This is a genomic window from Pseudomonas sp. NPDC087346 (genome assembly GCF_044744235.1).
In the GTDB taxonomy this organism is placed as follows: Bacteria; Pseudomonadota; Gammaproteobacteria; order Pseudomonadales; family Pseudomonadaceae; genus Aquipseudomonas.
Window position 1 is genome coordinate 1 of record NZ_JBIUXX010000007.1, and the last position, 11,895, is coordinate 11,895.

Sequence of the window (11,895 nt, forward strand, 5' to 3'; positions counted from 1 at the left end):
ACCACCTGATCCCATCCCGAACTCAGTAGTGAAACGATGCATCGCCGATGGTAGTGTGGGGTTTCCCCATGTGAGAGTAGGTCATCGTCAAGATTGAATTCCGAAACCCCTGTCTGCTAACGCAGACAGGGGTTTTGTCGTTTCAGGGTTTACAAAATTCGGACCTTCAAACCGCTTTACGTCTGCTGCTGCTTCGACGGGCCTGCCATTTACGCCACCAGATGTAGACCCCTGTCCCTGACAATCCTGCGATCAAAACACCTAACACCGCGATCATCACTTGCCCGGTGAGTCCAATGATCCGTCCACCATGTATCGGCAACTGCAACCGATAAAACCGCTCTCCCAACGTTCCCTGTCCTGCTATCTCCTGCCCCAACAATCGCCCATCGGTACCGTGAAAGAACAGCCAGGATTTACCGTGAGCTTCAGTGTCATGCTGTCCAAATCCAGCCCCGTAGAAGTTGTATTCAAAGCTGTAATACAACTCACCGATTGCTGCCGTCAGCCCTAACCTTTTGCCCTCCTCTAATGCCCTTTCGTACGCCTGTTGATAACTTAACTGCGTCACGCCCAAGTCTGCCGGAGGCATTCGCCCTCGGGCCTCATAGACGCTAGGTTCAATCGGCGAAAACAGCGACACGGCAGGTTTAAACACCTGGCTCGGCAGGTTCATGGCGACGCTGCTGACAGCAATAGGCAGCAACAACAACCACAGCCACAATCCCCCCGCACGATGCAGATCGAAGTTGAGCCGATAAGCATGCCCGCCCTTGATCTTCCAGGCAGTCGACCACTTCTTCCAGAAGGGCTTACCTCGTGGCAACGTCAGCCACAGCGCGACAAAACAGTCGATCACCCAAGCGATGGCGACCAGTCCCATCAACAACAATCCCCAGTTCCCCGGCAATGTAAGGTTGTAGTGGAACTCGAGAATGAACGGGACGAAGTTCTCCCGTTGAAAACAGCACTCGCCCCAATAACGACTACCCTTCTGCTCAGCACTCACCGGGTCGAGATAGAACACCTGATTGCGCTCTTCGAACGGCTTCCCGGTTGCCGGATCGTTACGCGCAACCGCTGCCAGTAAAGCCGTGTGTCCCGCCTCGTTCGGATACTCCATGTACCAGACTTGCAGCTTGGGATGCGCCGTTTGCACAGCATCAACAAGAGTCCCCGGAGGCAAGCGTTGCCCTCCGGCCGATGCCGCGTAGAACTCGGGATTCAACCATTCATCTAGCTCATGATTGAACGCCAGAATGCTCCCGGTAATCCCGGCCAGCAGCAGAAACACAGCTGTGACCAGCCCAATGTAGCGATGCAATAAAACCATATAAGCACGCATGAAAAATTCCCCACAGATACGACAAAGCCAGCCCCTGAAATCAGGGGCTGGCTTTTTTATGCGCAAGACAAAGGTTTAGAACTGATAGCTGACCGTGGCCGCGACGTTGCGCTCTTCGCCCATGTAGCAGAAGTTCAGACTGGCGCAGGAAGCCACGTAGGATTCGTTGGTCAGATTGTTCGCATTCAGGCGTACGTCGACGCCCTTCAAGCCGACCTTGCCCAGGTCATAACCGATCGAGGCGTCGAACAGCGTGTAGGACGGCACCTTCATGGTGTTCTCGGTATCCGCCCAGCTGTAGCCGACATAACGTACGCCTCCACCCAGACGCAGACCGTCAAGTGCCGCGCTGTCGAACTTGTAGTCAGCCCACAACGACGCCATGTGCCGGGGCGCCTGAGTCGGTGAGTTGCCCTTGTTCTCGATCACATCGGTCGCTGTGCTCAGCGTGCTGACCATCGACTTCGAGTACTCGATATCGGTGAAGGTGTAGCTGCCGAGAACTTTCAGATTGTCGGTGAGCTGCATGTGCGCTTCCAGTTCCAGACCCTGAGAACGCACGGCACCTACAGCGCGATAGAAGTTTTCCTGCGGTAGTTTGGTCGCGAGGTTTTCCTGATCGATGCGGAACAGCGAGGCGGTGAACAGGTTGTCAGTGCCCGGCGGTTGATACTTCAGGCCCACTTCCCATTGCGTACCATCAGTCGGTGCCAGCGGGTTGCCGGCGCTGTCAGCATAGGAGTTCGGGTTGAACGACTCGGAGTAGCTGATGTACGGCGCCAAGCCGTTATCGAACAGATACAGCGCGCCCGCTCGGCCAGTCAGCTTGGTGCGTTTATCGTTGATTTCGGTGCCCAGCGGGCGCTCGGCTTCAGCGATGCGGTTCTCGTCGGAGGTCTCGACCCAGTCCTGACGCAAGCCCAGCGAGAAGCGCCATTTGTCCATCTCGATCAGGTCTTGCAGGTAGACGCCGGTCTGCTCCAGACGACGCAGATAGCTGGTCTCGCCATACATATCGACCGCCGAATTGCCGTACACCGGATTGAAAGCATTGATCGGCGCCAGGCCACCGCTGGTCCAGTCGACCACGGTTTTGCGGCGCTGATAGTCCGCACCCATCAACACGGTGTGTTTGGTGGCACCGGTGAAGAATTCGGCCTGCAGCATGTTGTCGAGGATGAACGCGTGAAGGCGCTCATCACCGCCGGTGTAATAACGGTTCAGTTCGTTGCTCGTCGGCGAAGTCCAGCCATAGGCATAGACCTGATCCATGTTCACTTTGGAATCGAGGTAGCGGAAGTTCTGCCGTGCGGTGAAGACGTCGTTGAAGCGATGTTCGAACTGATAGCCGAACGATTGTTGATCACGCGAGTAACCGTCGACACCCGGCTCGCCTTCAAAGAAATGTGGCGAGATACGGTTGCCGTTGCGCTGATGAATCGTGCCGTCGGCGGGTACACCACCGTGGTAGCCGCCGTCTGGATCGTGTTGCAGATAGGCTTGCAGGGTCAGCGATGTGTCTTCGTTGAAATCGATGCTGACCGTCGGTGCCAGAGCGAAGCGCTTTTCCTTGTTGTGGTCAAACTGCGTGTCGGACTGATCCGTCAAACCGATCAGACGATAGGCGATGCGCTTGTCGTCATCGACCGGGCCGCTGAAGTCAAAACCCACACCGCGCTGGCCTTGGGTGCCGACGGTGGCCTGCACCTGGTGGTAAGCCTCGTACAAGGGTTTCTTGCTGGTCAGTGCCACCAGACCGCCCGGCGAGCTGCGGCCATACAGAACCGACGACGGCCCTTTGAGAATATCCACGCGCTCAAGGAAATACGGATCGACCTGCATGGTGCTGTAGGTGCCGCTGTCGCCCATCGACTTGAGGCCGTCGAGGTAGATGTTGTCCACCGAACCGTCGTTGAAACCGCGCATCGCCACATAGTCATAGCGATGGGTTGCGCCGTACGGATTGGTCAGCACACCGGGGGTATAACGCATGGTCTGCGATACGGTTTGCGAGCCTTGATCGTCCATCTGCTCGCGGGTGACCACGGAAACACTTTGCGAGGTTTCCAGCAGCGCGGTACTGGTCTTGGTGGCGATCTGGCTGTGCGTCGCGTTGTAGCCGTCCATGCTGCCGAGTGCGTTGCCCAGCGCGAAGCCCTTGATGTCTGTGGTTGGCAAGGCCAGGGCCGTTGATTCGGCAATCGGGCGCAAAACGTAACTGCTGCCATCCTGACTGACCGCTTCCAGACCTGAGCCGCCGAGCAAATGGCTCAAGGCCTGATCGGTTGAATACTCACCCTGCACTCCCGGCGATTGCCGGCCCTGAGTCTGTTGAGGAGTCATCGACAAGGTGATGCCGGCCTGACGCGCAAACTGGTTGAGCGCATCGCCCAACGGGCCTGTGGCGATGTTATAGCGATGGCTGCTCACTTCACTGCTGCTTGCCGCGATGCTCAGGCCAGGCAACACACCCACACTCAGTGCGGTGGAAAACAGTGCGGCGCGAACGGCTTGGCGCAGCAGGCCGGATTCGGCAGTGAAATTCAGAGGGTTCTTACAGGTGGCGCGGACGGTCATTGTAGGTTTCCGTAGGAAGTCGCGGAGGCAGAGTTGAAGTGCTTACTGACTAAGCCGGACTTGCTGCGAAAACCCGCCAAAATAATTTCAGACCGCCCGTTCCAGCGTTACCCACCAGCGAGTGCGATAGCGCAATTGCACCGGCAGTGTCTGCGGCAGGACCGCCAACAGCTTGTCGGTGTCCTCCAGGCGGAAGACTCCGGACAAGCGCAGATCCGCAAGGTCAGATGCACAGGTGAGGAAGCCTTGGCGATAGCGACCGACTTCACTGAGGAAGTCTGCCAGACGCATATTGCGCGTCACGATCATGCCGTCGACCCATGCCCCGACATCCATATCCAGTGGCGGCGCGAGACGAGCCTGATGGTGATCGATCAGATAACTCTGTCCAGCGAGCACTTCGATGGAATCGCCATCGACTGCGCGCGGAGAAACAATCGCGACGCGGCCCTTGGTGACGCTCAACCGTGTGCAATTGGCTTCTTCACGCACGATGAATCGCGCATCAAATGGCTCATAGCTGCCATGCCGACTTTGCACCCGTAGCGGTCGATTGATTGAGGCACCTTCGTCGGCACCGCCACAGGTGACGATGATTTCGCCACGAGTCAGTTTGATCAGTCGCTGCTGCTTCGTGTAATCCAGATCCACCGCACTGGCGGTGTTGAGCTCGATCCGCGTGCCGTCCGGCAACTGGAATCCACGGCGTTCGCCAGTGGCGGTGGCATAGTCGGCGCTCCACTGTTGCCAGGCAGAGGTGTCCTTGGCCAACCAGGCCGCAGAGCCCATCAGCAACGCGCCGGACAACAACTTCAAGGCCTGACGCCGACCCAGGCCCTGCGCACTGTTTTCCAGAGTATTGAACGCCACTTGTGCGCCGGGCACCGTGCGCAGATTGTTGCTCAACTCAGCCTGTAGCGACTGCACCCGTTGCCACGCCAGTTCGTGATCATGGTGCTCGGCGCGCCACGCTTCGCACTGACGGTTCAGGCGCGAGTTACCATGATTGTTGCGCAGGCGCAGCAGCCAGTGGATGGCTTGTTTGACCACCTGCTGCTGTGGTTCGGCACGACGGCCGAGCGAGAGGTTATCCGTCGGCATCAGCTTTCGTACCGCAAGACATAGCAGTGAAACAGCGCCTCGGCGACGTAACGTTCAACCGAGCGCAGAGACAGGCCCATCTGCGCGGCAATCTGTTTGTGGGTCAAGCCTTCGCACTGCGCGAGCAGAAATGCCTGACGCACTTTTGGCTTCAGTCCTTCGAGCATGCGCGCGATGCTTTCGAGCAATTCGATCACCAGCGCACGGGCTTCGGCACTCGGGGTTTCGGCTTCGGGCAAGTGAGCGATGGTTTCGAGGTAGGCACGTTCGATTTCTTCGCGACGCCAGTGGTCGATCACCAGACCTCGGGCGATGGTGCGCAGGAATGCACGCGGCGCCTTGAGTTCGAGCCGTTCGGTACGTTGCAGCAGGCGCACGAAGGTGTCCTGAGCCAGATCCGCTGCATCGGCGGCGTTGCCCAGCCGTACGCGCAGCCAAGTGTTCAGCCAGCCGTGATGACTGCTGTATAGCGCCTGGACTGCAAACTCAGGTGAGGACATGAACGCGGTAGCCCGAAAACGTCACAAATGATAATTAGTCGCATTTTTATCAAGCGACGAAAATTTTGCAACCTTCACTCGATCAACGTGGGTAAAAAATCTTACGGCGAACGCTCTGGCACGCCGTTCGGCGGGAATCTGGCAGAAATGCCGCCCATTTCCCACATAACCCTAAGATTTCCCCGACACGTGCCGACAGACTAGTGAGACATGCGTGCACCAAAGTAGAGCGGCCACAAGAACGCTGCCTGCGCTGTACATGGAATGTTGCATCCGGAACGCATCCCCACTTTTGGCATAAGAAGTCCCATGAAATGAATCTCAAGTTCAGCCATAAAATTCTGTTGGCCGCCTCGGGCGTCGTGGTCCTGGCGTTCGCGCTGTTCACTTTGTACAACGACTATCTGCAGCGAAATACCATTCGCCAGAACCTCCAGTCCTCCGTGCAGCAGGCCGGCGATCTGACCGCCAGCAGCGTGCAGAACTGGATGAGCGGGCGGATTCTGGTACTGGAAAACCTTGCGCAGAACGTTGCCCATCAAGGTAAAGACGCCGATTTCCCGGGCCTGGTCGATCAACCAGCCTTCACCTCGAACTTCCAGTTCACCTACGTCGGTCAGGCCAACGGTGTCTTCACCCAGCGCCCTGACGCGAAGATGCCGGACGGTTACGACCCGCGTCAGCGCCCGTGGTACAAGCAAGCGGTAGCCGCCGACAAAACCATGCTGACCCCGCCTTACATGGCCGCGGTCGGTGGGCTGGTGGTGACCATCGCCATGCCGGTGAAGAAGAACGGTGAACTGCTCGGCGTTGTCGGCGGTGACCTGAGTCTGGAAACCTTGGTGAAGATCATCAACTCGGTGGACTTCGGTGGTCTCGGCCATGCGTTCCTGGTCAGCGGCGACGGTCAGGTGATCGTCAGCCCGGACAAAGATCAGGTGATGAAGAACCTCAAAGACATTTACCCGGACACCACCGTACGCATCCAGAAGGGTAACCAGAACGTGGTCCTCAATGGCCACGAACGGATTCTGTCGTTCACCCCGGTCAGCGATCTGCCGAATGCCGAGTGGTACATCGGTCTGTCGATCGACCGCGACAAGGCCTACGCCGCGCTCAGCCAATTCCGTACCTCGGCGCTGATTGCGATGTTTGTCGCCGTGAGCGCGATTGCGCTGTTGTTGAGCCTGTTGATCAACGTGTTGATGCGTCCGTTGACCACCATGGGCCGTGCGATGCAAGACATCGCCCAGGGTGAAGGCGACCTGACTCGTCGTCTGGTGGTGGAAAGCAAAGATGAGTTCGGTGAGCTGGGCAGTGCCTTCAACCAGTTCGTCGAGCGGATTCACGCGTCGATTTCCGAAGTGTCTTCGGCCACTCGCCACGTACACGATTTGTCGCAACGGGTCATGGCCTCGTCCAACGCCTCGATTGTCGGCTCGGATGAGCAGAGCGCCCGCACCAACAGCGTAGCCGCCGCGATCAACGAGCTGGGTGCCGCCACTCAGGAAATCGCCCGCAACGCTGCCGATGCTTCGCAGCACGCCAGCGGCGCCAGCGAGCAGGCCGATGATGGCCGTCAGGTGGTGGAACAAACCATTCAGGCGATGACCGAGCTGTCGCAGAAGATCAGCCTGTCGTGCACGCAGATCGAAACACTCAACGCCAGCACCGATAACATCGGTCACATTCTCGATGTGATCAAAGGCATCTCGCAACAGACCAACCTGCTGGCGCTCAACGCGGCCATCGAAGCGGCCCGTGCCGGTGAAGCCGGTCGTGGTTTTGCGGTGGTGGCGGACGAGGTGCGTAACCTTGCCCACCGTACGCAAGAGTCGGCGGAAGAGATCCACAAGATGATCACTTCGTTGCAGGTCGGCTCGCGTGAGGCGGTCAGCACCATGAACGCCAGTCAGGCGTCCAGCGAGCAGAGCGTTGAAGTGGCGAACCAGGCCGGTCTGCGACTGGTCAGCGTGACCCAGCGCATCGGCGAGATCGACGGCATGAACCAGTCGGTGGCTGCGGCGACCGAGGAACAGACAGCGGTGGTGGAAACCCTCAACGTCGACGTCAACCAGATCAACCTGTTGAACCAGCAGAGCGTGGCCAACCTCAACGAGACGTTGAAGGATTGTGATGCGTTGTCGCAGCAGGCCAACCGGTTGAAGCAGTTGGTGGACAGCTTCAAGATCTGATTTGCACTGGGTAACACCGCGTGATCGTTCTTCGCGAGCAGGCTCGCTCCCACAAGGTCCCGGTTAAACACAAATACTGTGTTCACCCAAAAACCTGTGGGAGCGAGCTTGCTCGCGATGCTTTCAAGTCAACGAAACGTTTCGCCCCGCCGCCGCAGCGCTGGCGAGATAGCGATTGATCGCCTCGACGCCACGGTTGAGATGCTGTTCCAGCGCTTTCACAGCCCCTTCGACATCACCCGCCTGCACCGCTCGCAGAATACCCCTGTGATCTTCCTGAGACAGTTTGCCCAGGCCCATCGCCTCGAGATTGAAGCGCAGGAAGCGTTCTTCCTCGTTGAGCCCGTCTTCGACCAGTCGCAGTAGCCGCTTGTTGGGCGCCTCGCTGTACAACTCCATGTGGAACAGGCGATTGAGCCGACCGATTTCGCCGTAATCGTGCTGGCTTTCGAGTTCCTCGATATAGCTGGCCGCGCGTGCATGGTGGGCACTCGTCAGCAGCGGAACCGATTGCCGCAGCGCTTCCGATTCGAGGAGGATTCGTAGCTCGTAAGTCTGGGTGGCATCGCCCTGAATCAACGGCGCAACCACCGCGCCTTTATGGGCGGTGACTGTCACCAGATCCTGGGCTTCCAGTTGGCGCAGAGCTTCGCGCACCGGCATGCGGCTGACTCCGAACAGGTCCGCCAGATCTTGCTGACGCAGCGCGGTGCCGCAGGGCAGACGTCCATCGAGGATGGCCGAGCGCAGGGTTTCTTCGATGATCGAGCGTGCGAGATGCGCGGGAATCGGCCCATCGACCTTGATGCTGTGCAGCGGTTTGGGCTTCTGTGTCACGACTACACACCCTCGCTACAATCTGATTTGGATCCAATGGACACTAGAGATTGCTCTACAAGATGTCAAACCGTGTAGAGGATTGCTCATCTATTCAGCTTAGTGCGTGAGTGATGATCTCAGGGTGCCATTGTTTTTTAACGGGCTAACCTTCACCATCAAACGCTTTCCTTTCTGCCCTCCTCGGATGCCTGCTGTGGCGGTACGTTTCGCGATCCCTCGGATTGTGCGCTGGTTTGGCTGCGCACTGCTGCTGGCCGGCCTCATGCTGGGCGGTCTGCATGCCGATTGGGATTTTTCCGCGATCAGCCGCAAGGCCACGGCACTCTACGGACCACTGGGCGCCGGGCAACAGCGAATCGATGCCTGGCAAAATCTGCTGGCGACGCAAAAACAAGTCAGCGAGGTGGAAAAGCTCAAAGTGGTGAACCTGTTTTTCAACAAACAGATGCGCTACGTCGAAGACATCGATCTCTGGGGCCAGGTCGATTATTGGGAAACGCCCATCGAAGCGCTGTGGAAGGGTGCAGGCGACTGCGAAGACTATGCGATCGCCAAGTATTTCAGCCTGCGCCATCTGGGGGTTTCCAGTGACAAGCTGCGCATCACCTACGTCAAGGCACTGCGCCAGAATCGTGCGCACATGGTGCTGACTTACTATTCCAGCCCCGAGGCGATGCCGCTGGTGCTCGACAGCCTGATCGATCAGATCCAGCCGGCCTCGCAGCGGACCGATTTGCTGCCGGTCTATTCTTTCAATGCCGAAGGTCTGTACCTGCCCGGCGCGAAGGGCAACAAAAAGGAGGTTGACACAAAACCCCTGTACGGCTGGAAGGAGGTGTTTAATAAAATGATGGCCGATGTTTTCCGGTTCCAAACGACTAACTAGGAGCACGCGCTCAGATGTCTTTGTTCAAACAGCTGTTGATCGCTATCTGTCTGTTCCTGGTGGTCGCCTTCACTGGCAGCTTCATGGTCAGTCTGGAAAGCTCGCGTACTCAGTACGTCAACCAGTTGCGTTCCCACGCCCAGGACGCGGCCACGGCGCTGGCGCTGTCGCTGACGCCGAATATCGACGACCCGGCGATGGTCGAGTTGCTGGTCAGTTCGATTTTCGACAGCGGTTATTACGCGAGCATCCGCGTGGTCGATCTGAAAACCGACAAGACCATCGTCGAGCGCAGTGGTATCCCGGCAGTCACCAACGTGCCGGACTGGTTCGTCAAAATGATCGGACTCGAACCGGCCGGTGGCGACGCTCTGGTCAGCCGTGGCTGGGAACAGGCGGCGCGGGTCGAGGTGGTGAGCCATCCGATGTTCGCCTTGGCAAAACTCTGGCAGAGCGCGTTGGGCAGCCTTGGCTGGCTGCTGATCTGCGGCGCGGTGAGTGCGGTGCTCGGGGCGTTGCTGCTGCGTCGGCAATTGCGCCCGCTGGATTACATGGTCAAACAATCCCACGCCATCGCCCGTCGCGAGTTCCTCAGTCTGCCGGAACTGCCGCGCACCCCGGAACTGCGCCGTGTGGTGCAAGCGATGAATCAGATGGTCGAGAAGCTCAAGGCACTGTTTCAGGAACAGGCCGAGCGCAGTGAAAAACTGCGCGCCGAGTCCTATCAGGACAACCTCACAGGGTTGGCCAACCGACGTTATTTCGAGATGCAGTTGAACGCCCGGGTGAGCAACCCGGAGCAGGCCAGCTCGGGTTATCTGCTGCTGTTGCGGGTCAAGGATCTGGCCGGTCTCAACCAGCGTCTTGGCGGTCAGCGCACCGATGAATTGTTGAAAGCAGTCGGCGAGCAATTGTCCCGCGAGTGCGCCAAGTACCCGGAAACCCAGAACCTTGTCACGCGTATTCGCGGCGGTGAATTCGCTGTACTGGCGCCCGGACTGGTGCGTGAAGAAGCGCTGCAACTGGCGCAGAACCTCGACAATGCGTTGAGCAGTCTGCACGCCACGGGTGCTACCGATGTGGCGGCGGTGGCCTCCATCGGTCTGGCGCCGTTCGTTCATGGCGACTCGCCGCAAGCGGTGCTCAGCCTCGGCGATCAGGCGCTGGCGCAGGCCGAAGGGCAGGGCGAGCAGAACTGGGCGTGTCTTGAGCACGGTCTGTCGGCGAGCGTTGGTGACGATCACCACGCCTGGCATCGCCTGCTCGATCAAGCGTTGAGTCAGCAGCGTTTCAAGTTGTATTTCCAACCGGTGGTGGCCGCACAGGACACGCGACTGGTGCTGCATTACAAAGTGCTGTCGCGACTGCTTGACGAGCAGGGCCAGACCATTCCGGCCGGACGCTTCCTGCCATGGCTGGAGCGCTTCGGCTGGACCGCGCGGCTGGATCGGCTGATGCTCGAGCGCGTGCTGGAGCAGATGAAAGAACATGAGCAATCGCTGGCATTGAACCTGTCCTCGGCGACATTGGCCGACCCGCAGGCGCTGAACAAAGTCTTCGAAATTCTGCGAGCGCATTCCAACCTCGGCTCACGCCTGACGCTGGAAATCGGCGAGGAGCAATTGCCTGAGCAAGCGGTGCTCGAGCAACTGACCCGGCGACTGCGCGAACTCGGTTTCTCGCTGAGCCTGCAACGCTTCGGTGGGCGCTTCAGCATGATCGGTAACCTGGCGCGGCTGGGGCTGGCTTACTTGAAAATCGACGGCAGCTACATTCGCGCGATTGATCAGGAGAGTGACAAGCGCCTGTTCATTGAGGCGATCCAGCGGGCGGCGCACAGCATTGATCTGCCGCTGATTGCCGAGCGGGTCGAGACCGAGGGGGAAATGTCGGTGATTCGCGAGATGGGTTTGTATGGGGTTCAGGGGCAGCTGTTTGGTGAGCCCAAGCCCTGGAAGTAAGCCTTTGCAGGTGCGGTGTCAGTGATGCTTCTTCGCGGGCAAGCCCGCTCCCACAGGGATTTGTGAAACGACACAATCCAGTGTGGGAGCGAGCTTGCTCGCGAAGAGGCCAGCTCAGTCGCCGAAGATCCTGAATCAGATCAACCCGCTCTCATCCTCATCGATCAAATGACTCAAGCCGCCCAACGCCTCACGCGCCTGGGTACGATCCATCAGTTTGGCCTGTGCCGCCGGCGGCAGGTCGGTGACGCGGATCACCCCTTTGCTGGTCAGCACCTGAATCAGGTCGTCGAGTACCCGAATCATTTCAAAGTCGCTCTGCTTGAGCTGTTTGAGGCTGTTTTCCACGGCGGCGTTGGCAAACCATGCCTGGATTTCATGATGGTCGGCCGGCAGCGTTTCCGAGGCCTCGGCATAGGCCGCAGCTTCCACGCGAACCAACTGGCCCTGCGCATCGCGTTGCACGTAAAACATTGAGCGTCCCTCGGAA

General features: G+C 58.6%; 9 protein-coding genes, 1 rRNA gene and 1 pseudogene. 5 read left to right on the plus strand and 6 right to left on the minus strand.

The features are described from left to right. Window positions 1-93, plus strand: a 5S ribosomal RNA gene (gene rrf, locus ACIOZM_RS06095); the annotation flags it as partial. Between the two features lie 73 nt (window positions 94-166). Here rrf and ACIOZM_RS06100 read toward each other — a convergent pair. The 4 genes from ACIOZM_RS06100 to ACIOZM_RS06115 form a co-directional block, all read right to left on the minus strand. Next, complete coding sequence (locus ACIOZM_RS06100) at window positions 167-1,345, minus strand: PepSY-associated TM helix domain-containing protein (RefSeq protein WP_401210718.1); 1,179 nt, start codon at window positions 1,343-1,345, stop codon at window positions 167-169. A 75-nt stretch (window positions 1,346-1,420) separates the two neighbouring features. Further along, window positions 1,421-3,922, minus strand: coding sequence for a TonB-dependent siderophore receptor (locus ACIOZM_RS06105; protein WP_401210720.1), 2,502 nt, complete (start codon window positions 3,920-3,922; stop codon window positions 1,421-1,423). An 87-nt stretch (window positions 3,923-4,009) separates the two neighbouring features. Beyond that, window positions 4,010-5,023: a FecR domain-containing protein gene (locus ACIOZM_RS06110; RefSeq protein WP_401210722.1), complete on the minus strand. Its 1,014-nt coding sequence runs from the start codon at window positions 5,021-5,023 to the stop codon at window positions 4,010-4,012. Next, a complete protein-coding gene (locus ACIOZM_RS06115) occupies window positions 5,023-5,523 on the minus strand; it encodes a sigma-70 family RNA polymerase sigma factor (RefSeq protein WP_401210725.1) in 501 nt (166 codons plus the stop codon). The genes ACIOZM_RS06110 and ACIOZM_RS06115 overlap by 1 nt, the downstream gene beginning before the upstream one ends. Window positions 5,524-5,837: 314 nt before the next feature. On the opposite strand from ACIOZM_RS06115, the pseudogene ACIOZM_RS06120 reads away from it, so the two are divergent. After that, window positions 5,838-6,863, plus strand: a pseudogene (locus tag ACIOZM_RS06120) (cache domain-containing protein); the annotation flags it as partial. Between the two features lie 69 nt (window positions 6,864-6,932). Beyond that, window positions 6,933-7,718 carry a methyl-accepting chemotaxis protein gene (locus tag ACIOZM_RS06125; protein WP_371924622.1) on the plus strand — a complete coding sequence of 262 codons (786 nt, stop codon included), beginning with the start codon at window positions 6,933-6,935 and terminating at the stop codon, window positions 7,716-7,718. Between the two features lie 123 nt (window positions 7,719-7,841). Here the strand turns inward: ACIOZM_RS06125 and ACIOZM_RS06130 are convergent, their stop codons facing one another. Continuing rightward, window positions 7,842-8,555 (minus strand): GntR family transcriptional regulator, encoded by a 714-nt coding sequence (locus ACIOZM_RS06130; RefSeq protein WP_401210728.1) that lies wholly within the window; start codon window positions 8,553-8,555, stop codon window positions 7,842-7,844. Window positions 8,556-8,751: 196 nt separating this feature from the next. Here ACIOZM_RS06130 and lapG point away from each other — a divergent pair, with 196 nt between their 5' ends. Both lapG and lapD read left to right on the plus strand, forming a co-directional pair. Further along, entirely contained in the window at window positions 8,752-9,444 is a 693-nt protein-coding gene (gene lapG, locus ACIOZM_RS06135) for a cysteine protease LapG (protein WP_401211040.1), read from the plus strand. 14 nt (window positions 9,445-9,458) lie between these two features. Further along, entirely contained in the window at window positions 9,459-11,405 is a 1,947-nt protein-coding gene (gene lapD, locus ACIOZM_RS06140) for a cyclic di-GMP receptor LapD (RefSeq protein WP_401210730.1), read from the plus strand. Window positions 11,406-11,540: 135 nt separating this feature from the next. Here the strand turns inward: lapD and ACIOZM_RS06145 are convergent, their stop codons facing one another. Continuing rightward, window positions 11,541-11,879: a tryptophan synthase subunit beta gene (locus ACIOZM_RS06145; RefSeq protein WP_401210733.1), complete on the minus strand. Its 339-nt coding sequence runs from the start codon at window positions 11,877-11,879 to the stop codon at window positions 11,541-11,543. Between the last annotated feature and the right edge of the window lie 16 nt (window positions 11,880-11,895).

What these genes read in the sequence shown, in the direction of transcription:
- ACIOZM_RS06125 (WP_371924622.1), top strand. Translation starts at nt 6,933, where the DNA reads ATGGCCTCGTCCAACGCCTCGATTGTCGGCTCGGATGAGCAGAGCGCC.
- ACIOZM_RS06100 (WP_401210718.1), bottom strand. Translation starts at nt 1,345, where the DNA reads ATGCGTGCTTATATGGTTTTATTGCATCGCTACATTGGGCTGGTCACA.
- ACIOZM_RS06110 (WP_401210722.1), bottom strand. Translation starts at nt 5,023, where the DNA reads ATGCCGACGGATAACCTCTCGCTCGGCCGTCGTGCCGAACCACAGCAG.
- lapD (WP_401210730.1), top strand. Translation starts at nt 9,459, where the DNA reads ATGTCTTTGTTCAAACAGCTGTTGATCGCTATCTGTCTGTTCCTGGTG.
- ACIOZM_RS06115 (WP_401210725.1), bottom strand. Translation starts at nt 5,523, where the DNA reads ATGTCCTCACCTGAGTTTGCAGTCCAGGCGCTATACAGCAGTCATCAC.
- ACIOZM_RS06145 (WP_401210733.1), bottom strand. Translation starts at nt 11,879, where the DNA reads ATGTTTTACGTGCAACGCGATGCGCAGGGCCAGTTGGTTCGCGTGGAA.
- ACIOZM_RS06105 (WP_401210720.1), bottom strand. Translation starts at nt 3,922, where the DNA reads ATGACCGTCCGCGCCACCTGTAAGAACCCTCTGAATTTCACTGCCGAA.